Here is a 22,047-nt window from a genome sequence, read left to right as displayed (position 1 = left end):
TATCTATTCACCCTTTGAGCATGCCCTGATTCTCTCCTGTGCTTTTGCATAATCTCCGCATTTCCGATAATATTCCAGTGCCTGTCCGATGTCTCCGAGGCACTCCCGGATTACGCCTGCATTGTAATATGCCAGATAAGAATTTGTTCCTGTCATCCGTGCGCTCTTATACTCCGTTGCCTTTAAGAACTCAGCTACTGCTTCTTCGTAACGCTCATTATTCATATAGATGAGTCCCATCAGAAACTTGAAATCCGCACAGTCTCCAAACTCTTCATAAATCCCCTGAAACTGCAATGCCGTTTCAACCCGCCTGGTATTCAAAAGTGCGTATCCATAGCTTTCTACCATGTCAATTACATATTCCAGCTTTGGATTCAAGTCATAGCCCAATGCTTTTTCAAAATACCGGATTGCCTCTTCATAATCCTCTGCCATATAATAGCTTTTTCCAATCTGATACATGAAATAAGTATCATCCGGATGGTTCTCCAACTCTTTTAACAATAACTTCAGATTACGTTCTGCTTTTTTCCTCCGCTCCTCTTCGGTGCCTTCATAACCATCATGCAAGATAACAACCGGAGCAAGGTAAGTTTCATACTCTTCTTTATTTTTCGCTGTAACCTGTTCGTGGATACTGCCCGAATATTCATATTGCTGTCTGGAGAATATCCGGTTAATCCGTTCTATGTATTCTGTTTCCTGCTCTCCTACGGAAATGCGGTTAATTCTTTTGATTCGCCCTACCATATAAGGATGCTGCTTTAACAAGTTTTCCAGCTCGCCTGTATCTATTTCCTGTAAATATTCATCACTGTCTATCATCATAACAATGTCATTGGACGCCTGAGTCAATGCATAATTCCGTGCTGCGGAGAAATCATTGCACCAGCTGAAATAGCATACTTTATCTGCATATTTTTTTGCCATGACAACCGTATCATCCGTAGAACCGGTATCTACTACAATAATTTCAAAGCCATACCCCATCAGTTGTTTCAGGCACTTTTTCAATTTTTCTGATTCATTTTTCGTGATGATACATACAGAAATTTTTCTCATGTTATAAATCCTCAAGTATTACTTTCATCCGTTCTTCAAATCGAAAATCTTCTTTTACCCGCTGTAATCCTCTATCCGCAATTTCTTTCCGTTCTTCTTCATGCTGCAAATAGTAATTTACCAGATAATAAAGCTCTTCTATATCTCCATAAGTGATGATTTCTTCTCCCAGCCGGAAGTACTCTGCCAACTCTTCCTGGAAGTTTGAAATCACAAATCCGCCACTGGCAAGAATGTCCAGTACACGCAGCGGAATTCCTGTCCGGATTGTTTTCAGCGAAATATTAAGATTCACTTTAGAGCATTTAAATACTTTTGGCATCTGGGTATAATAATCGATATAATTCTTCTTTCTTATCTTTGGTATGGCTACATTCTGTTCTCCGGAATAGAGCGCTACATCAAAATGATTGGAAAGAAGCGTTAATATTTCCTGCCGCTCTCTTCGTGTAATCTCACTGGCCAGCAGAAATTCAATTTCACGATGATTTACCGTAATCTCTCCATTCCACTGCTTCTGATAAACTGCATTCATGTTCTGAATCAACTCATCCGTTATAAAATCCGGCAGGAAATAGCCGCCATATACTTTTTTCTGAGCCGCAATCACACCTTCCAAATATCCTCTGTCATACTCTTTCAAAGGTGCCATATACTGTGAATAGACAGTCTGATATAATTTTCCTACCAGTGAAATCTCTGCCCCATATTCCTTTTTATCGACTTCTGTAACTGCAACCGGATAAAATGTTTCCACATCTGCTGCCAGTGGCAAATAGCCGGCATTGATTCCCTGTCTTTGATATTCTTCTGCCTGTCCACGGTCAAAAAAATACACTTTTGCATAGGAATTCTTCAGTGCCTGTACATTGCGGATATGAATCGGAGAATCATAGACCCACGCACGATAAGGCAGTTTATGATTCTGGCATACATCAGAAATAACCGGATTAAAATTTATAGAAATCACTGCATCATACGCCTGCTGCGAAATCCTCTTTTCCAACTGCTCTGCAAACCGATCATCCGATTCCCAGTCATTCATCTGATAAAAGAAGGTATCATAAGCAATATTCAATCTGTGTAACGCACGTTCCATTCCTTTTCCCATAAAAGAATGCCATTGCCAGAATAATATTTTCATCGTTCTCTCCTGCTTTGCAACGAAAAACACTGATACCTTTCGATATCAGTAGTTTTTTAATTCATCTTAACTTTGGCTACTTCTTCCAGTTTTTCAAAGAATGGTATCATGTCCTTCTCAAAGACTTCTGCAAGCTTCTCATCATCTTTTTCCTGATATATTTTGCTGAAATTTACAAACAAAGCATTTGCTGCCTGCTTATCAATAAGCTGCTCGATTTCATTGAGATAGTCCATTGTTCCATTTAAGACCTGAATTTCCCAGTTCATACCTTTGATAATGCTCAAAAGATATTCATCGGTATCCGGCTGACGATTTCCATGTAATTCTTCCATTACATTTCTCATAGATTTTAATAATTTCGGGCTGTACTCCGTCAATACTTTTAACGCTTCTTTTTCTTCTCTTCTATTATCTTCCATGATATTTTCACCCTGGCACATCCTGTGCCGCCTTTCTATAGAATATATATCGGTTCATTCCTTCATTTTCACAATAGTATTTTCACTTTTCACTGCATTTTCTTTCCTGGGCATCTATTTTATCAATAAATGCAAGAAGCTTTTTCGCGCTCTGCTCCCAGGTATAATTTTCCTTTGCTTTCCTGTAAGCATTCTCTGCAATCATCTGCAGATTATCTCTTCCTGCCTCTTCCAGATAATCCGTAAGCAGTTCCGGAATCTTATAAAGTTCATTCAACCGGTACATGAGAATATCTTTCCCATCTGTAAACTGCTCTTTCAGATAAGTGCTTTCATCGGTAAGTACCACGCTATGCTGTAACATGCTGTTTGCAATCCGTTCCGTAAATCCATCCTTATGCCAGGCCATCACATTAAAAGATATAAGGCTTTTTTCCATGACTTCAAGGCTTTCTCTCATATCCACCGCTTCATGGATACGAAGATATGGTGAATCCCCAAACGGGCTCTTCTTCCAACTGTCCCCGAATACTTCCAGTGTAATGCCTGCTTCTAAAATTACCTTTACTGCTTTTTCCCGGTAATAGGACATGATGCAATAAATCATTGGTTTGACACCATCTAATACTTCTAAAAATTCTTCATCCGATAGTACAATTCCATCTTTTCGTAAGGATTCTTCCAATGCTTTCTCCGCAGTCTCTTCCGGGTGCTGTTTCATCTGAAACAGAAAATGGGCTGCTATCTTTTTAATGATTCCCTGGCTATTTCTGATCAGTGGCAGATAACTCCGATAGTCCGTATAGGTGCCAATAAAGGATATCTGATATTCCTTTTTATCCTGCGCCCCCCTCAAATTCCGCTCTGCTTCCTGTTTTCCATTCTCTCCTGCTGCCTTCTCACAACCTCCCGGAAAGATAATGGAACTTCCTGCAATTCTCGGATAATACTTTTCTATAAATGCCGCATAATTTCTGTCATGGGTTGCACTATAGCAATGCTCCGGCATTCTGATATAATGATTCTTCATCCAGATTGGATGGTCAAACTGGAAATTTATTTTTGGTCCCTTTATCAAATCATGTAAATAAATGCCTGCCTTCGGAAGATAAATATCAAAAAGATAACTCTGAAAGCCAATTACCGCCTGATATGTTTTTCCTGCATAAGCTGCCAGAGCAGCTTCGCCGCTCTGCTTCACATCAAAATATTCTACCTCTTCTCCAAGCCTCTGTAACGCTTCTCCCAGTTGCTCTGCAAATGTATTTAAAATGTTATAGCAGATTGGTTCTCCCTTATAGATTAAAATTGTCCCTTTCGCTTCTCTTATTCTATGCGCCATGTTATCTCCCGTCCGGATGCTGTACCTGCTTTTCCTGCCTTATTGTATAAGTTTCCACAAATTCACATAACCTTCGATAGTTTTCTTTTTCATCTACTGCAAGAATTTCCTCTGCTTTTCTGCGGCATGCTTCCTTCTTCTTCTCCATGAATCCTTTATCTTCACAATATTGATGTACCAGATTTACCATCGACTCAACAGAATCACAGGTGAATACCTTGCCCACATTTACCTGCACATCGCAGTTGTCCAGTGTCACTACCGGAATTTCCTGTAAAATTGCATACATGGCTCCGGTACCGCCGCCCTGTCTTGGCGGGTTCAAAAACAAATCTCCTATGGTCATGGTTTTCTGTAATTCTTCGGTATATCCAAGGAAATAAAAACGCTCCCGATATGCTTCTGCTATCCTTTTTTCCAGTGCCTCGCAATTTCCAATGACCGCCAGTACTGCTTTTGGATTTTCCTCTAGCATCGCATAAATCGTCTTAAGAAAATCCTCTGTTACTTCCTGCACCAGCCGGTTTCCCACCAGTAAAATTACGAACTTGTCTTCTGGGATGCCATAATTTTCTTTCTTCTCTTTTTCCACAACCACTGTATTTCCCACAATGGAATGTTTTACTTCCACAAACTGCTGGTACGGTTTCAGCCAGCTCTGATATCGTCTTTCTTCCGCCATGGTATAATCCGAAGCCAGTACGATAATCGGTGCATTGGTCACAGGAATTGTCTTAACGCACCTTCTGGTTAATACGGTAGTGAACTGTCGGCACAAATCAGCCAATATTGTTTTATCACCGATTTCAAGCACCCACTCAGGTGCTTCCTGCCATATCATTTCCGCCGCATCATAAAGCTGTTCCGGATAATTTTCCTGTGTAAAAAGCAGATTATAACCCTTCAGTTCCTCTCCTTCTATCTCTCCCTGAAATGCTCCTGCTGTATTCATAAAATTATTCCACAGACACTGCTTATACCACAACGGTGCTGTATTCCGATTTGGCATATAGGCGACATATAATACCACTTCGTAACCCAGTTCCTTTAAATAACGGTTCATCTGCAATGTTATTTCCGTCGGTGCATGCTGTCTTCCGATAAACTGTTTTGTTATCAGAACAATTTTTTTATTCCGTTTTTCCCACGGCAGATAGGAAAATTCCTTTTTATTCCGCTGTCTGATTTCATCCATCAATGCAGTATAAGCGTCACTGTTTCTCTTATATTCTGCCTCTTCATCCTTTATCATTTCACTGGCAAAAATTGTCCGCTGCAACTGATTCATTAATTCCACTTTCTGCCATAAATTCAAAGAGTCATCTGCCGTTAATTCTCCCATATAAGGAATGATTTTTTCATCCCGAAGAACCGCCAGCAGGGATGACCAGATGTAAATCTGCAATGTTATCGGAAACTTTGCCAATGACTGTTCTATTATGCGCAGCATATTCTGCTGCATCGCTGCATCAAATTTCTGGTAGCTTTCCTTTAACTCCCGCAGCGTTCCTTCTTCATATTCCCCTGTTGCATCCAGCTGCCCCAGTCCTCTTTGTAAAATCATAAAAAACTGTTCCATATATTTTCTTTTCGTCCTGCGACGATTTCTCCTTATTCTAACCTTGTTTCTTTCTTTCGATTTCGTTACAATAGTTATAGTTATTATACTCTATATCCAAGGAAGAGGAAAGTTTATCATGAAAATACTATTCTACCGTTATGGAAGCATTTGCGAACCGGATATTATCGAAGCCATGAAGCATTTAGGGCATGAAGTATTCTGTATTAATCTTGAAATTACCGATAAAAATATTCCCACACAGACAGTCATCAAGCATGTTTCTGATACACTGTTATCATCTTCCTTCGACTGCATTTTCTCGATAAACTTTTATCCTGTTTTATCGGAAATCTGTAATATCATGAAGCTTCCTTATATCTGCTGGACGGTAGACAGTCCTGTCATGGAATTATATTCGGATTCCTATTCGAATGAGTGGAACCGTATTTTTCTCTTTGATTCCATGCAATATCAGGACTTTGCGCCATATAACCCGGCTCATACCTTTTTCCTGCCGCTGGCAACCAATGTAAACCGTTGGAATTCCGTTCTTACTGATGTCAATCCCGATTCCTACAAAAGTGATATTTCCTTTGTAGGCTCGCTTTATACAGAGAAATGTCCTTATGATTCCATCAAGAATCCTTCCCCTTATCTCGAAGGTTATCTGAATGGAATTATGGATGCACAGGAACAGATTTACGGTGCGTTTCTTTTAAATGAATTGCTGCCGGATTCTATTGTCAAAGAATTTATTGACTGTATGCCGGATTATTATATTCCGCCGGAAAAAGCCAGACGGGTTGACCGGGATATCATTGCACAGCAGTACCTTGGCATGAAGGTAACTGCCAATGAGCGGAAGCACCTATTGTCCCTTCTTGGCTCCCATTTTTCAGTAGACTTATACACCGGAAGTGATGCAGACGCTCTTCCTGTCCACAATCGTGGACGGGTTAAGACTTTAACAGAAATGCCTCAGGTCTTTGCCCACAGCAAAATTAATCTGAATATGACCTGCAAATCCATCCGGAACGGTATTCCCCTTCGTGTCTTTGATGTTCTTGGATGTGGCGGCTTTTTACTGACGAATTATCAGAATGATTTAAGCGAATGTTTTACCATTGGAGAAGATTTAGACATCTATACCAGTCCTGATGACCTTTTGTCTAAATGCGAATACTATCTTTCCCATGAAAAAGAACGGATAGAAATTGCCGAAAACGGCTATCAGAAAGTATTAAATCATTATACTTATGAGAAGCAGCTTCAGAAAATGTTATCCTCTGCGCTCTCTCTTTAATGAAAGGAACTCTATGAAAATATTATTTCTTGATTCACCGGCTTTTGCCAAAAAAGATATGTTAGAAGCATTTCATAACTGCAACATTGAAACCGATTTATTTATGCACGAGGATTATAATGTCCGCAAAAGTGCTGCCTATGATGCGGCTTTTGATGCCGCTGTAGAAAATACTTCCTACGACTTTGTATTTTCCTTTAACTATTATCCGATTCTTGCCACCTGCACTCATCGGCATAATCTCCGTTATATTTCCTATGTTTATGACAGTCCACTGGTGGCTTTGTATTCCTTTACGATTACTTATCCCACCAATTATATTTTTCTTTTCGATTATCCGATTTACGAAGAGTTAAAGCAGGGGGGCATTGACCGGGTATTCTATCTGCCGCTTGCTGCAAATGCAAAAAGACTTTCCACCATGCAGGCAGCAGATTCTATCCTTGATATAATCTCTTCCGAGATTTCTTTTGTCGGTTCTCTTTATAACGAAGACCACCTGCTTTATGACCGCCTATATCAGAAGCTTCCTGCCTTTACGAAGGGATACCTCGATGCAATTATTGCCGCCCAGCAGCAGGTATATGGTGAATTCCTAATTCCCGGTTTATTAAATGATACCATCTTAAGTGATATGCAAAAATCCGTTCCATATGCGCCAAATGAAGACGGCATCGAAACACCGCGCTATATTTATGCCAACTATTTCCTTGCCAGGAAACTGGCAGAATTAGACCGCACTGCAATCCTAAAAAAGCTTTCCGCAGTGCATCAGGTGAAGCTTTATACCAACAATCCTACTCCGCAGCTTCCCAAAGTAGAAAATATGGGAGCCATTGACTATTATGAGATTATGCCTCTGGTTTTCCAGCATTCAAAAATTAATCTCAACATTACATTGCGCAGCATCCAAAAAGGTATTCCTCTGCGGGCATTCGATATTATGGGAAGCGGTGGCTTCCTGCTGACAAATTATCAGGAGGATTTCCTGAATTATTTTGTTCCGGGAGAAGACTTTATTTATTATTCTTCCTATGAGAAAGCAGAAACTTACGCCAGCTATTATCTTTCCCACGAAAAAGAGCGTCAGCAGATTGCTGCCAACGCCCTTGGTAAGATTTTAGATGCTCACACCTTTGAGCACCGGATTCAAACCATGTTATCTGTTATAGACGGTCAATAAATTTTTCATGTAAATCTGCTATGAGTCGGTCTACCGCAGATTCATAGCCTTTGTACCAGGCTTTTGCACGATTGCATAAGTCTGGTATTGTTAAATCTGCAGATAATACATCATCCCCAATGGAAAATTCTATTTCACTGTTATAATATAGTAACAAATCCTGCACCGGCTCTTTCTGGATTTCTTCATTAAGATTTCCAAATTCTGTCAGCAGCTTCTTCTGCTCCTCTATATTTCCATCTTTGGATGCCTGTTCTAACTGCTCTGCAACTTCCCTTGCTTTCTTAATATTTTCCTTTACTTCTTCCAGGCGCTTTGGCTCTTCCTTTATCTCATGGATAATATCCTGCCGTTCTTCTTCTGAAAATGCCAGTGGTACTTCCTGCAATAATTTTTCGAAATCAATTTCTTTCGTGCAGGAATCAATGACTTCTTTTAATGTCATCACTTTTGCGCCTTCTATTTTTGCACCGCCCTCTGTTGCATTGATTACCGTAATATCCTCCGGCAATTTTAAAATTTCATTTTCAATCCATTTCCGGTACATATCCATCTGATAGTCTGTATCCAGCATGGTTCCATCATTGCCCTTTACCTGCACAATGACACGTTTCTTCTGATGCTGCTCATTCTCTTTTTCATCCATTTTCAGACCGCTGTTATAGCTCTGTCCTCCGGTAAAAGCAAGGTCCTGGCCGATAAATACAATTTTCTTAAAACCCAGTGCCTTTACCAGCGAAAATGCGCTGGTAGAAATAGAACCTCCGGTTAAAATATCATCCAAGACATAGCCTTTTCTTTCTATTACAGCCTTTGCAAACATATTACACGGAAATTCATCATAGAAATGTTTGCCGGTATGTCTCTTTACGATTTCTTCTCTGGATATTGCCTCAAATACAAACGGAAATGTGCTGATATCAATTCCTTCAAAAAAGCGGTCTGCAACTCTTGCGTCTACCGTCATTCCCAAATCTGGTGTAATTCCGGCATTTACTACTGCCCGGAGTGCTGCATCCACCACAAGAATCAATGCTTTTCCTTTCGCCCGCTTCAGTTCCTGCACATTTTTATTTAAGGATGGTCCTGCCGCCACAATAATTGCCGGTACATCGCTCAAGTCCTCCTCCGCAAGACATTCTTTCAGATAATGGGTATCTGTCTGCCAGAGATAATCATACATATTACTGAGAGCATGTGCCGCAAACTCATCCCGGAAATTATAGATGGTATTCCGATATGTTTTCGTCTTATTCATGAAATATATCATAGTCTCTAACATATGTTTACATTCCTTCGGATAAATGGAATCATAATTCGGAAGAATACCAAGACGCAGCATCCGGATATTGTTGAAGCTGATACCGGATTCTAAATAATCCTGCAGCATGTTCTCTGACTCTACAATCAAATACACATTTTTCTTCTTTAAAAGTTCAGTATAATCAAAGGTCTCTAATGTTTTTTGGAAAATAGCAACGGATGGTTCATATACAATAAGTGTCATGGTCTCATCCAGCGTCTGCGCCAATGCTTCTATACTTCTTCCGTCTCCAAATCCCAAAAGAAAGAACACACTGTAGGAGCCTTCTTTTTCAAACTGGCTGACATACTGCATGGATGCTTCCTTTGGATTATATTTACTATTTAACCGGTATTCCAATCCGCCCTTTGTCACAATCGGATAAAGCATTTCATCTTCCGCTGCTTCATAGCGTATCTCTACTGATTGCTCCGGCTGTGCCGTTTCCAGATATTCATGAAGTCTTACATGGTGTTCCCGGATTGCCTGCATATTCTTTTCGTATATCGTCATATTATATCTCCCATCCCATATATCTGCCATATTCATAGTTCAGGCAATCTGCCAGTTCCATGATCTGATGATTCTGATATGCATGAATCAAATGTTCCAATATAGTAACTGCCTGTTCCTGTATTGCTACGTCGGTTTCACCTTTTTCTGTATAATATGTAATTTGTTCTAACAGGCTATCCTTTATCTCCTGAATATGTGCACCAATCCATGGATAAGTTTCCTCCTGCTGGTTCTGATACAACTTCCGGATTACTGCTTTCATTTCCTCTTGTAATTGACTATACTTTCCTGCTTCCACTTTATAGTACCTCGTCTTATCTCTTTTCTTCTATACTACATGATACTAATCTTTTCGTCACTAAGAAAATAATTATCACTACCCGTGTAACAAAGAATGTGCCTTAGCACATTCTCGCACCTGCGACATCTAGCTTATACGCACCGTGCGCATCCTCGCGGAGCGCTTTTTTACTTTACAGGAAATCAATTTCCTGTAAAGTAAAAAATAAAGCCGACCCTTTCGGGTCAGCTTTACTTTTATGGTTGAGTACTTATGATTACTGAAGTAAGGATAATACACCCTGAGTAGACTGATTAGCCTGTGCTAACATAGACTGACCTGCCTGAGCAAGGATGTTATTCTTGCTGTATGTAACCATTTCAGAAGCCATATCTGTATCACGGATACGGGATTCTGCTGACTGAGTATTCTCAGATGTGGTATCCAGGTTGGCAATTGTATGCTCCAGACGGTTCTGGATAGCACCCATTGCTGAACGCTGTTTAGAAACAACTTCGATTGCATCCTGAACTGATTTCATGTAAGAACCAGCTTTTGTAAATGTACTTACACTTAAAGTTGTCTTAAGACCAATCTTTGTTGCACACATATTAGCAATTGAGAAGTCGATAGACTGTCCGGAAAGGGCACCTACCTGTAATTTCATCTGATTTGTTGCTCCAGAGAAAGTACCATCTAACAGGTTCATTGTGTTGAACTGTGTGGTAGACTGGATACGGTTGATTTCAGATGTTAACTGATCCAATTCAGCACGGATAGCGCTTCTATCTACAGAAGTGTTAGTTCCGTTAGCTGCCTGTGTAGCAAGTTCGTTCATACGCTGTAAGATAGAATGTGTTTCATTTAATGCACCCTCAGCGGTCTGTACTAAAGATACACCATCCTGTGCGTTTGAAGAAGCTTTGTTAAGACCACGGATCTGGCTTCTCATTTTCTCAGAAATGGAAAGTCCTGCTGCGTCATCTGCTGCACGGTTGATTTTGTAACCGGAAGATAATTTCTCAGTTGATTTTGCCTGTGCACTTGTTGTGATACCTAACTGTCTGTTTGTGTTTGCTGCCTGTAAATTGTGCTGTACTACCATAATTAATTCCTCCTTGAATTTAACGTCGCTTCCTTGCGACTACTTGTTTGTTGTTGCAGATATCTTATCGGACGTACGCTCCTCAAATCTATCTGCTAAGTAACAATATCTTGTTTACTTGTTATATATATCGGACGGTTGTCTCGATACTTTATAGTAAATGGAAAATTTTTTTAAATTTTTCCAGTCTACTTCTTATCATCCAGAAATGTGGAACCCGGAGTTCCCATTTTCATCATATTTCTGTAATAGGAATTCACCGCCTGTCTGGATTTCTTTACTTCCTTAATCTGTTTCTTCACGGAAGTAAATTTCTGCTGCATCAATACCTGATTGCGTTTTTCCTGGCTCTGGATTGCAGTGCTCTTGTCCATGATTGCGGTAATATCCCGCTTCATCTGAGCAATGTCTTCCGAATATGCCCCTCGGTTCTCTGTCAAATCAGCTCGAACCCGGTCATAAATCTGACTGAATCCGTCATCTAACTTTGATAACTGCTCTACCAGATCTGCCTTACGGTTCAGATTTTCTTCCAGTTCATCCGGATCTAAATCCGGATTTTCCAGCATGTCCTTCTGCAATACATTTAATGCCATAATTGTATCCAGCAGTTCTATTTTTTTCGTAAGGCTCTGTTTTAAGATTTCAATATAGCTGTTATTTGCTGTGTGCAAGCTTCATTACCTCTTTCCAAGTATCACGCATGGTGCGAAGGTGTACCAGTACTTCCTCTAAAATTTCTTTATCTTTTTTCATGTTTGCCTCAACCAGACGTTCCTGTAAGTACTTATACACATTTTCAAAGTCCTTTGCAACCGGATACTTATGATTTAAGGTTGCCTGAAACTCTTCTATGATATTTTCTACTTTTACAATATTTGTATGGGCTTTCTGGATATTATTCTCCTCAATTCCCATGATTGCAATATTACAGAATTTGATGGCACCTTCATAAAGCATCAGTGTCAATTCTGCCGGAGAAGCAGTCATAATCTTACTGTTCTGATATGCTGCATATCCATTGTTCATTGTCATCGTGTTACCTCCATGTATTTTCACATTATCACCGGTCTATACCTGTGACTGACATTTATCGGCACTTATGAACCTAAGAGACCTGACAGTGAGGATGTAGACTGCTGTAATTTTGCCAGTGCAGTTTCCATCGCCGCAAATTTCTTATAATAAGAATCTTCCATCGAAGTAATCTTATCTTCCCACTTCTTAATGGTGGTAGTGTAATTGCTATACTCTTTTGCCATCTGCTTATCATTATAAACAGTCATTGCACTGCTCAGAGAATTAGAGCGCATCTTGGTATCAATCTCATTGTATACACCGGTAACAAGCTGCTGCATGAATGCCGTAACTGTATCCGGGTCTTCCTGTAACATCTGTTTTAACTTATTGGTCTTAGAAGAAACTGCTGAATCATCTGCATCACCATCAATATGATAAGCATTTTCCTCATTCTCATCTGCATTGAGATATCCCAGGGTTGAAATACCAAAGCTGGAAAGGCTGTAACTCTTGCCATTCACAGTATATCCCTTATACATGGCACTGGTCATGGAATTTAAAAGATTACCCAGACTGTCATCCCGGCGAAGCAATGCACTCTTTACCTTCTTCTCCCATTCCTCGACTTCAGAATCTGTCATGGCATCTTTTTCTTCCGTTGTCAACGGCTCATATCCTTTGGCAGAATCTGCGTTATAAAGAGAAGTCATCTCATTAATCAGGGAATTATATTCTTTTAAGAAATCTTTTATTTTCTTGTATACACCGTCTACGTCATTCTTTACCGTTACGTTAATCTCGCTACCTTCGGTGGAAGCCAGCGCCTCAATCTTCAGTCCGTTAATGCTGAAGGAGTTAGAGGATGACGTATATTTTGCATTATTTACATAAATCTCTGCATCCTGACCATCTATGCGGGTTGCATCCGTATTGTACTGTGTCTTGTCAGCTGCATTGGCAAGCTGTTTTACCGCATAGGAAATACGTGCCTCTAATGCCGCCTGATCTTCCCCATTATCTAACAGGGCATATTTCTCAAGGACTGCTTTATTATCACTGATAATCTTATTCTGGGCAGTAATACTGTCCTGCTCTTTCGTAATCTTATCATTGTATGCATTGGTAAGTTCTTCTATGGATGCATATTCTGAATCTGCTGTCCCCTTATAAGCATGCTGTACACTGGTGATAAAATCATTCATATCCGCTTTTTCATCAGCTGTCAGGGTGTCATCAGCTGCCTGGGCGTCATACTTGTCTACTGCAGCCTTTGCTGCCGCAAATTCTGCAATGGTAACCTGTTTTACATCTTCGCCGGCATTTTCATCCTTCTTCTTAACAAGACCTGCCTTGGCTGCAAGGGCATTCAGGCGGTCTGTACCGGTTGCTTTTTTATCATCTGCGACTGTATCATCTGCTACAATCAGCTTTCCTTCTGAATCTCTTTTAAAGTTTCCATCATCATCCAATTCATATGTTTTGGATAAATCAGCTTTGGACATGGATGCCAGTTCATCCAAATCACGGATTTCTCCTGCATTATCAAGTCCCTTATATGCATTCATCATGGTCTCATAGGAAGATGCATAATTTACCTTTGTTGTATAACCGGAAATCTTAGAGCGCGACTGTGTAATGCTGTTATTGGCTGCTGAGATTGCATCCTTGGAATTCTGCAGATCCGCAAGAATCTGCGCTATATCCTGTCCATCATACGCTGCCCATGACTTATAATTCTCTGTATTGCTCTTGGAAGCTACCCTCAAGCCCAGTGCCTTTAATGCTGTGCTTCCATTGTCATCTACTCCTGACAGGCTGAAATCATTGGCTGCTCCCGTGCCGGATGCTGCCACATAAATTCTCTGGTTAGTAGCATCATAAGAAGCCTTTACTCCTGCCTTATTTAATTTAGATACAAAATTACTTACGGTTGTATCTGCTGTCACTTCAATAGTGCTGGTCTTTCCGGCAGATGTCACTTCAATCTTTCCACCGGCAAAGCTGTCATCACCCAATAACTCGCTAAGCTTGGTTGCTCTGGTTGTAGAAGCTGCTAACTGGCCGCCGGTAAGATAACCGGACTTTGCCACCTGATTAATCTTTAAGCTGTAGCTTCCGTTTACAGCAGTACCCTCTGCACTGACACTTGCCTTAGTAGTATCCGACACCGACGCCATCTTGGTCTTATACGCAGAACTATACTTTAAGCTTGTCATGTTACTGTAAAGACTCTTTACCTTTTTATTTAATGTCTTCCATGCATCCTGCTTCCAGGAAAGCTTGGTCTGTGCTTTTACATATGTATTTTTCTTTACATTATATGCAGATACGAGCTGTGTAACAATCGACTCGGTATCCATTCCTGACGCTAATCCTGATACTCGAATTGCCATCTTAAGTACCTCCTATCTCTTCTCGTCTACCATCAGCCCTGCCATCTCCCAGAGCTTCTGTATCATGTCAAGTGTCTTCTCCGGCGGATATTCTTTAATCACTTTCTTGCTTTCTTTGTCCACAATCTTAATAGTGACACGATTGGTTCCTTCGTGGATACCAAAGATTGCTTCTGTATGAGCCTGGCTGCGATTGATGCTCTCCACCGCCTTCTTAACCTGTTCCGAGGAAGAGGCAGTTGCTTTTTCTTCTTCTGTTGGATTCTGACCCTGTGCTGCTGCATTTTCTAATACGCTGGCATTTTCCTGCTGTATTTCATCTGCACTTGTCTGTAATCCTTCTGTTGTTACTGCGGAACTTTCTCTTATTGTTCCCTGAACCGGAGAACTTCCCTGATACACCGATCCACTGTTTCTGATTGATTCAATTGACATTGCTTACACCTCCATGTGCTTCTTGTCATTTCCGTTTACCATTGTTCTAACTCTTATATCGGTAGAACCCGTAAATTTATTTAGCGGTTACAGTAAATTTTTCAAAGCTTCTAACCCATCAGCTTTAAGAGAAGCTTCATTTTCCTTCTGAATCTGTAAATATACTTCTTTCCGGTATACCGGCACATTCTTCGGTGCGCAGATGCCGATTTTAATCTGGTCTCCTCTGATTTCCAGTACTGTTATCTCAATATTGTTATTGACAACAAGGGATTCTCCCTTTTTTCTTGTTAATGCCAGCATCTTATTCACCTGCCTTCTTCTTTGCTTCTTCTAAAATTTCATAAATTCTGTATCTTACCGGCAGGTCATCCTCTACGATTATCTGACTCGCTTTTCTTGTGTCTGTATTAATTACAATCGGTGCTTTTAAGTTCACTGCAAGTTCTTTGATATTCTGTGGCACGGTAACTGTTACCAGTACATAAAGGTTATCCTCTTTTATGGTTCCAAGGTTCTTTAACAATTCATCTTCCACACTTGGATTATATGTTTCACAAACGAACAGCGGATCCATTACCGGAAATGCTATCTCTGGCTCGTCCATGGACTGTAACCAGGAAATGGATGGTCTGCCCTCTTTTTCTTCATCGAAGATTAAGGTAAACTTCTTCATATCCGGAAATCCAATGATTCCGTCCTCAAATGTTATGATTTTGCTTTCGTCAATTTCTATTTCCCCAAACAATCTTGTTGCTGCTTTCATGCCAGTTTCTCCTTTCTTACAGATAATCCAGTAAAGTCTGTCTTTCTAATTTAGCGGCCGCCTGTAAAGATGCCTGATATGCAGTATAGGAAGAAGTATAGTCAATGATAATATCTGACAAATCCTTATCCTCATTGTCTGATTTTAGTGCCTCTACCGTCTGCTGCTGATTAGACATGCGGTTCTTTGTAATATCAAGCTGCTGTCCCTTGCTTCCCACATCCGTGATTGCAAGGTTTACATCTGACATATAGCCTTCGAATTTTGTCAGTCCCCTGTTAAACACTGTCTGCAGCTGATGATCTGCATAATCTGCCTGTTTCTGGGCAGCAGCCAGACAGCTTTCCAAATATTCCTGGTCGTCCTTTGAGGAATACTGGCTTAAGCCTTTCATTTCCTTAATGTTGTCCACTACACTATGTGCGTCAATTGCTGACTGCACAATGGAAGTAAGATTATCTAAATCTCTTGCGATATCAGAATTGAACACTGTGCTTGCCTGTGTATTTACCACCAGCGTCTGATTCGATGCAATGGTATATTCAATATCCTGCCGGACTCTCTTTCCATTTTCAAAATTAGTATATTGGATTGGATTAGCTGCATCTGTATTATTGGTACAGTCAAAATAATTCTCCGGTCGTAATTCTCCTTTGGAAAATCCGGTCTTATCATAATTTACAGAAACCGTTGCTCCGAATGATTTCAGATTTGATGCCAGCGTTTTTCCCATCAGAAATTCACCGGTGTCTTTATTAAATACAATGTCATTATCTGCTATTGCATAAGAAGACGCTTCTAAATCACTGGTGGTAACAGTGGTAACATTCAGCTCTTTCGTGGTCATCTGTCCGGTTGCTGTGTCTGTATAACTGTAACTGATTTTTCCACCAGTAATATCGGTAATATTGTCATAGGAAAGGCGCAATCTGTGCAGTGTAGTATTCTCCGGTGTACCCGGTGCTGTCTTTGCAGCTACGTCTGCAGCTGTCGGCGTCTTAACATTTCCATAGGAATAATTATATTCTTCTATTTTATCTGCGGATAAATACTCGCTGATATTATATGTCTCTTTGCTGTCTGCCTGAAATGTCAAGGTTGAATTCGTCTTATAACCGGTAAATACTGTTCTTCCTGCATAATCTGCATCACCTTCAGAATAAATCTGGTCACTTAAGGACTGTAACTGCTTTAAAATAGTCTTACGGTTTTCTTCCGTCAGTGTTCCATTGGCTCCTGCATCACACTGGGTGTGAATGGTAGTCAGCAGCTTTTTCATGTTAGTAAGAGAGGTTTCGGTAACATCTAACCACGCCTCTGCATCCGGAATATTTTTTTTATAATACTGATTAATCTGGCTTAAACTGCTGCGCAGCCGAAGTGCACGGATAGCAATAACCGGGTCATCAGATGGCCTGCTGATTTTCTTCTGTGATGTCATCTGATTATTCAATGTATTCACATTGGTCTTATTTCCATTGATATTTATTTTGGTATTGCTCATGATCATGTTATTGGTTACTCTCATTCTAACAAACCTCCTTATACTCCGGTCTCTAAGATTAATCTGTCATACATCTCTGCCATAACAGAAACCATCTTGGATGCCAGATTGTATGCATTCTGGAATTTTACTAAGTCCAGTGCTTCTTCATCTTCATCTACACCGGATACAGACTGTCTCTGCATATCGATAGTCGACTCTATATTGGAATAATTCTTGCTGAAAAGCTCCGCTTCTTCTGTATCTACAGAAATATCCGAAAGCAGACACTGTAAGAAAGCATCTGCCCCCGTTCCACGGTAAAGCTTGGTGTCACTCTCTAATTTCTTCAAGCTATCCAGCAATGTATATTTATCCACACCATCGGTGTACTCTGACCTGGTTACTGCTGCAAATCTTCCCGGGTCTGTTATGGACTCTGAATTTACAGCAAAGTTTAATGCTGTCAGCTGATAATAGGTATTGGAACCGGAGGATATCTGTGTATCTGTAAAATCATATTCTCCGCCTAAAGCTCTCTTTCCTACAAAGAAGCTTCCCATTTCTTTTCCATTTAAATCTACTGCAGGATCATTTGCATCTCCCCGCTCAATATCATTAAATGCTTTGGTAAAGCTCCTTAAGAACTGGTTCATCTGGGACATATAGTACGGGATTCCCATGGCATCCACACTCTTTCCAATGCTGACACTTTCTCCTAAGAACTTGCTTCTCTGGGATGCATTTAACTCCTGCTTTAATGTAAAAGTATAACTTCCATCTGCATTCATGGTAAAATCGGAATAAAGATAATCATTGTTTAATACTGTTATGATTCCCTGTTCTGCAATGGATAATTTCTCTACATCCGTCATAGATGGATTCTTTACGGTAATCTGTGTTACAGTTCTTCCATCTACCACAGTATTCCGGATACTTCCGGCTTCTGTTCCTATTTTACCGGTAAAGTTTTCTGCATTATTTCCATCCCGCATTTCAAACAAAGCTCTTAAGCTTCCACCCATGGATGCACTGGCTGCATTGAATTTTACTCCGGTATCTGACCAGGTCAGGTCGTACAATCCATCAATATCAGTCTGGTTAATCTTCTGCTCTCTCGCTTCATAAGAGAGGGTACGGTAATCGTATCCGTCCACCATGGTCTGTCCATTAATTTTCACGGTGTATTTATTAATTCCAAGATCCATATCCGGATAGTTACTGTTGGTAATCGGCACTTCTGATATTTCAACCGGAACAATTGCGGAAAGTTCATCCACCAAAAGTGCTCTCTTATCTCTCAGCTCATTGGCATGTCCACCATTGATTTCCACCTGATTAATCTGCTTATTAATCAATGCAATTTTCTCTGCAATGGAGTTTACATTATCTACAGTAGACTTAATCTCATTGTTTAAGGTTCCCTGTAATTCCTGAAGGTTCGTAGCAACTCCGTTAAAATAGGTAGCAAGACTCTGGGCACTTCCGATAAACTGCTTTCTTACATTTTCATCAAAGTTCGTATGCTGTGTGGTATCCAGATTATTAAACATGGTTTTTAACAATGTGGAAAAACCCTTTTCCGTATCATCATCTGTAAAATATGTCTGAATCTGTTCCATATAGTAAAGACGTTTCTGATACAATCCAAGGTTTCCATTATTATTCCAGTATTTCGTGTCATAATAACTGTCCCGGAGCTGTGTGACAGAAACCGCATTTACTCCGGTTCCGGTGGTTCCGTATTTTGCATTGACACGCATTCCTTCACCGGCTTCTTTATTCGTTACCTGTTTACTGTAACCCTTGGTCTGTACATTGGATACGTTATTGGCAGCAGTATTTACAGATGCCTGAAATGCATTTAATGCAGATGCTGCTATATTTAATCCAAAAAATTGTGACGGCATATTCCCACCTCTTCTATATTACAATCCGTTAATTAATGTCTCTATCATGTCACTTACCACATTCATAAAGCGGCTGGCTGCATTGTAAGCATTCTGGAACTGAATCATACTGGTCAGTTCCTCGTCAGAAGAAACTCCGATTACCTGCTGACGCTTATTATCAACGGTATTTACCGTGTTATTCAGTGTCTCTGACATGGTATTGTAAACAGAACCTGCTGTTCCTGTTTCACCAATCATCTGTGCATAATATTCCATAAAGGTACATTTACTGGTAGCATTCGGATTCAAAGAAATCTCACTCTTCTTCCACATCTCTGTAAATGCGGTACCAAGCTGCTGCGCTACCTGTTTATTATTACTATCCTGTGTCAGATGCGGGATGTAAGATGGCTGGCTGATAATTTCATCATTTACCTTAAGGCTGGACAAGGTATACATTTTAGAAATATCTGTTGCACTTTCCTCATTGTATACATAGTATGTCCTGGTATTTCCAGCCGCATCCGTTACATTCACCTCTGTATAGCGATCCGTTCCTACCCTGGAAAATAGCTCCTGTGGTGGAAGCTTTCCATCACTTCCTACTGCGCAGTTATCTGTATCTAAAACTTTCATTCCCTGTGTAATGGTAAACGCATTTCCATCTGCTGTTGTTCCGGTTAAATCTGTGCCGGCATATTCTACATTCGGACAGAAGATATCATTGATTGCTGTAACCAGTTTATGTACCAGCTGGTCTAATTCTGCTTCTGTAGAAAGCATTACAGACATTCCTGCATCATCATTATATTCCTGACGGGATTTTCCTTCTATATCACGGTAATCTGCCACATAATTTCCACGCTGCATTACCAGTGCCTTCAATTCTCCGATGTCAGTGTTATAAGCAGATGAAATATCTACATTAAAGTTAAATACATTGGCTGTCTGTCCACGATTCGTATCTGACATCTGCGGCCAGTATGGTGTAATATAACCGGTCTCGTCATCTACGCTTTTTCCCATCTCATATACCTGGGCACGATTTACGAAATCAACACCTTCTATTGAAACAAATACAGTTCCATCGTATTTCTCATCATAGTCGATATGAACCAGACCTGCCAGTTCGTCCAGTGCGTTATCCCGCTGGTCTCTTAATTCCATTGCAGTCTCGACTCCACCAGCCTCGATTTTTACAATGTTTTCGTTTAAATCATAGATTTTCTTTCCCAGTTCATTAATCCGGTCAATATCTTTGGAAATTTTTGTATTTAAATTATTCTGATAGTTCTGTAAACTTGTGTAAACGGCTTTCGCCCGGCTGATAAACAGACTCGATTTCTGCATTACAAGGTTCTGGTTTACCGAATCAGACGGATCTTTGGAGAACTCTTCAAATGCAGTATATAAAGACGAGATACTATTCTGGAATGCTTCTCCCTCCAGCTCCTGAAAATAAGTATAAATTTCATTGGTTGCAGAGTAGCATGCGGAATAAAAAGACTGTCTTCCAGTCTCTGTACGATATGATTTATCTAAAAATATATCTCTTGAATGAATGACATCTGCAATACTTACACCAAGTCCGGACTGCTGATTACTGATTGCTGCATTTTTATCAAATATATTGTAATGGCGGTCCGCCTGAATGACCTGTTGGCGCACATATCCGGTTGTGTCAACATTCGCAAGGTTATTTGCTGTCGTATTCAAGGCATTCTGGCTTGTCCGAAGTCCAGAAGAACCAATATATAAACTTCCCATTCCATTTGCCATGGTACTTTTCCTCCTGCCTACTGTTTCGTGTCAAAAGCGCTGCTTCCTAACAAATCTCCGGTATTGTATGCAGATTTGTTATAATTTGCCGTTTCCGGTGCCTGTCGCAGGCTCTTAAACAAGGTCAGGTCAAACTCCACCATCTCTAAGGACTGTTTGATCAGTGCCTGATTCTGTGTGTTTAGCTGTGCCATTTCCTTTAACGTCCTGTGAAGTTTATCCCGAAGTGAAATAAGGCGGCTTTGTTCTTTTGGCTGTGATTCCAGTATCTGTATCATGGTCTCAATGGTAAAATCATCCTTTGATTTACCCAGTACATCTGCCATATCCTGTAAGATAGTTCTGCGGCGCACTTCATATCCATGAAGCACATCTGTCATTTCCTGCTCCATTGCAGTAATTTCTTCCAATCTCTTTACATTTCCGGCAACCAGTACATCTGTCTTCTCTTTTGAAAGAACAATCAACTCCTGATATTGTTTATCTTCCTGCAGAAGTACATCTGCCAAATCCTCCATCAAACTAGCCACGGCTTATCCTCACTTCTTACTTCTTCATTTCGTTATATTTTGCCAGTAACATACTTGCAAAATCTCCGGAATCCACATCATATTTTCCTGACTGGACACTTGTTTTCAGTTCTGCGACTTTATCTTCCCTGATATCCGAAGCTTCTGCGACTGCCTGTTTTGCGATCTGGTAATCTCTTCCCAACCGGGAAATCTGCACTTCATCCCTGCCTGTGCTTACACCATATGGCTGCTGTACTTTACCAGTCTTACTTGTTTTATATATGGATGCAATCTGGTTATAAGCTTCTATACGCATAACGGCATCTCCTTTCTTCCTTGAAATGATTCGCATTTCTGTTGTCTAATCTATTTATCGGACGTTTCTTTGGAAAACTTAGTGCAATTTTAAGAAAATATTTTTTCCTCCTGTTACCGGTCTGTAGTGCCTGCAGCAGCAGCTTCTTGCGTAAAATAGCCCCGGCATCTGATATGTACCCAGAATCCTGGACACATATTTATGAACTAGGCTGAACACATGGATGC

21 protein-coding genes are annotated in these 22,047 nt (G+C 40.3%); 2 read left to right on the top strand and 19 right to left on the bottom strand.

Going from position 1 to position 22,047, the window contains the following annotated elements:
- Positions 1 to 3 precede the first annotated feature (3 nt).
- The 5 genes from DWW33_RS11885 to DWW33_RS11865 form a co-directional block, all read right to left on the bottom strand.
- Positions 4 to 1,065 (bottom strand): glycosyltransferase, encoded by a 1,062-nt coding sequence (locus DWW33_RS11885; RefSeq protein ID WP_118639589.1) that lies wholly within the window; start codon positions 1,063 to 1,065, stop codon positions 4 to 6.
- A gap of 1 nt (position 1,066) precedes the next feature.
- Positions 1,067 to 2,209 (bottom strand): CgeB family protein, encoded by a 1,143-nt coding sequence (locus DWW33_RS11880; protein WP_118088076.1) that lies wholly within the window; start codon positions 2,207 to 2,209, stop codon positions 1,067 to 1,069.
- 56 nt (positions 2,210 to 2,265) lie between these two features.
- Entirely contained in the window at positions 2,266 to 2,652 is a 387-nt protein-coding gene (locus DWW33_RS11875; protein ID WP_243088656.1) for a molecular chaperone, read from the bottom strand.
- Between the two features lie 61 nt (positions 2,653 to 2,713).
- A complete protein-coding gene (locus tag DWW33_RS11870; RefSeq protein ID WP_118088075.1) occupies positions 2,714 to 3,973 on the bottom strand; it encodes a glycosyltransferase family protein in 1,260 nt (419 codons plus the stop codon).
- Position 3,974: 1 nt separating this feature from the next.
- Positions 3,975 to 5,537, bottom strand: coding sequence for a glycosyltransferase (locus DWW33_RS11865; protein WP_158561558.1), 1,563 nt, complete (start codon positions 5,535 to 5,537; stop codon positions 3,975 to 3,977).
- A gap of 133 nt (positions 5,538 to 5,670) precedes the next feature.
- Here DWW33_RS11865 and DWW33_RS11860 point away from each other — a divergent pair, with 133 nt between their 5' ends.
- Positions 5,671 to 6,837, top strand: a complete 1,167-nt coding sequence (locus tag DWW33_RS11860) for a CgeB family protein (protein ID WP_117841485.1) — start codon at positions 5,671 to 5,673, stop codon at positions 6,835 to 6,837.
- Positions 6,838 to 6,850: 13 nt separating this feature from the next.
- Positions 6,851 to 8,020 carry a CgeB family protein gene (locus DWW33_RS11855; protein ID WP_118639588.1) on the top strand — a complete coding sequence of 390 codons (1,170 nt, stop codon included), beginning with the start codon at positions 6,851 to 6,853 and terminating at the stop codon, positions 8,018 to 8,020.
- Here the strand turns inward: DWW33_RS11855 and DWW33_RS11850 are convergent.
- From DWW33_RS11850 to flgM, 14 genes are all read right to left on the bottom strand, one after another.
- Positions 8,004 to 9,836: a motility associated factor glycosyltransferase family protein gene (locus DWW33_RS11850; RefSeq protein ID WP_158551970.1), complete on the bottom strand. Its 1,833-nt coding sequence runs from the start codon at positions 9,834 to 9,836 to the stop codon at positions 8,004 to 8,006. The genes DWW33_RS11855 and DWW33_RS11850 overlap by 17 nt on opposite strands.
- A 1-nt stretch (position 9,837) precedes the next feature.
- Positions 9,838 to 10,137 carry a hypothetical protein gene (locus DWW33_RS11845; RefSeq protein ID WP_022242370.1) on the bottom strand — a complete coding sequence of 100 codons (300 nt, stop codon included), beginning with the start codon at positions 10,135 to 10,137 and terminating at the stop codon, positions 9,838 to 9,840.
- A 259-nt stretch (positions 10,138 to 10,396) separates the two neighbouring features.
- On the bottom strand, positions 10,397 to 11,224 hold the full coding sequence (locus tag DWW33_RS11840; RefSeq protein WP_022242369.1) for a flagellin N-terminal helical domain-containing protein: 828 nt from the start codon (positions 11,222 to 11,224) through the stop codon (positions 10,397 to 10,399).
- A gap of 188 nt (positions 11,225 to 11,412) precedes the next feature.
- Positions 11,413 to 11,898, bottom strand: coding sequence for a flagellar export chaperone FlgN (flgN, locus tag DWW33_RS11835; protein WP_022242368.1), 486 nt, complete (start codon positions 11,896 to 11,898; stop codon positions 11,413 to 11,415).
- Positions 11,882 to 12,259 carry a flagellar export chaperone FliS gene (fliS, locus tag DWW33_RS11830; RefSeq protein ID WP_022242367.1) on the bottom strand — a complete coding sequence of 126 codons (378 nt, stop codon included), beginning with the start codon at positions 12,257 to 12,259 and terminating at the stop codon, positions 11,882 to 11,884. The genes flgN and fliS overlap by 17 nt, the downstream gene beginning before the upstream one ends.
- A 65-nt stretch (positions 12,260 to 12,324) precedes the next feature.
- Complete coding sequence (gene fliD / locus DWW33_RS11825) at positions 12,325 to 14,637, bottom strand: flagellar filament capping protein FliD (protein ID WP_118639587.1); 2,313 nt, start codon at positions 14,635 to 14,637, stop codon at positions 12,325 to 12,327.
- Positions 14,638 to 14,649: 12 nt separating this feature from the next.
- A complete protein-coding gene (locus DWW33_RS11820) occupies positions 14,650 to 15,072 on the bottom strand; it encodes a flagellar protein FlaG (RefSeq protein ID WP_117841489.1) in 423 nt (140 codons plus the stop codon).
- An 87-nt stretch (positions 15,073 to 15,159) separates the two neighbouring features.
- Complete coding sequence (gene csrA / locus DWW33_RS11815) at positions 15,160 to 15,375, bottom strand: carbon storage regulator CsrA (protein ID WP_117841490.1); 216 nt, start codon at positions 15,373 to 15,375, stop codon at positions 15,160 to 15,162.
- A gap of 1 nt (position 15,376) precedes the next feature.
- The gene (fliW, locus tag DWW33_RS11810) at positions 15,377 to 15,838 is read right to left on the bottom strand and encodes a flagellar assembly protein FliW (RefSeq protein ID WP_117841491.1); all 462 of its coding nucleotides are present in this window, start codon (positions 15,836 to 15,838) and stop codon (positions 15,377 to 15,379) included.
- A 16-nt stretch (positions 15,839 to 15,854) separates the two neighbouring features.
- Entirely contained in the window at positions 15,855 to 17,366 is a 1,512-nt protein-coding gene (locus DWW33_RS11805; RefSeq protein WP_117841492.1) for a flagellin N-terminal helical domain-containing protein, read from the bottom strand.
- A gap of 14 nt (positions 17,367 to 17,380) precedes the next feature.
- A complete protein-coding gene (gene flgK / locus DWW33_RS11800) occupies positions 17,381 to 19,231 on the bottom strand; it encodes a flagellar hook-associated protein FlgK (protein ID WP_117841493.1) in 1,851 nt (616 codons plus the stop codon).
- Positions 19,232 to 19,249: 18 nt separating this feature from the next.
- Positions 19,250 to 20,992 carry a flagellar hook-associated protein FlgK gene (gene flgK, locus DWW33_RS11795; protein ID WP_118639586.1) on the bottom strand — a complete coding sequence of 581 codons (1,743 nt, stop codon included), beginning with the start codon at positions 20,990 to 20,992 and terminating at the stop codon, positions 19,250 to 19,252.
- Between the two features lie 17 nt (positions 20,993 to 21,009).
- Positions 21,010 to 21,522 carry a flagellar protein FlgN gene (locus DWW33_RS11790; RefSeq protein ID WP_022242359.1) on the bottom strand — a complete coding sequence of 171 codons (513 nt, stop codon included), beginning with the start codon at positions 21,520 to 21,522 and terminating at the stop codon, positions 21,010 to 21,012.
- A 16-nt stretch (positions 21,523 to 21,538) separates the two neighbouring features.
- Complete coding sequence (gene flgM, locus DWW33_RS11785) at positions 21,539 to 21,820, bottom strand: flagellar biosynthesis anti-sigma factor FlgM (protein WP_022242358.1); 282 nt, start codon at positions 21,818 to 21,820, stop codon at positions 21,539 to 21,541.
- Positions 21,821 to 22,047 lie beyond the last annotated feature (227 nt).

It is taken from the genome of Roseburia sp. AF15-21 (assembly GCF_003479505.1).
In the GTDB taxonomy this organism is placed as follows: domain Bacteria; phylum Bacillota; class Clostridia; order Lachnospirales; family Lachnospiraceae; genus Roseburia_C; species Roseburia_C amylophila.
This window is presented reverse-complemented; position numbering and strand designations above follow the sequence as displayed.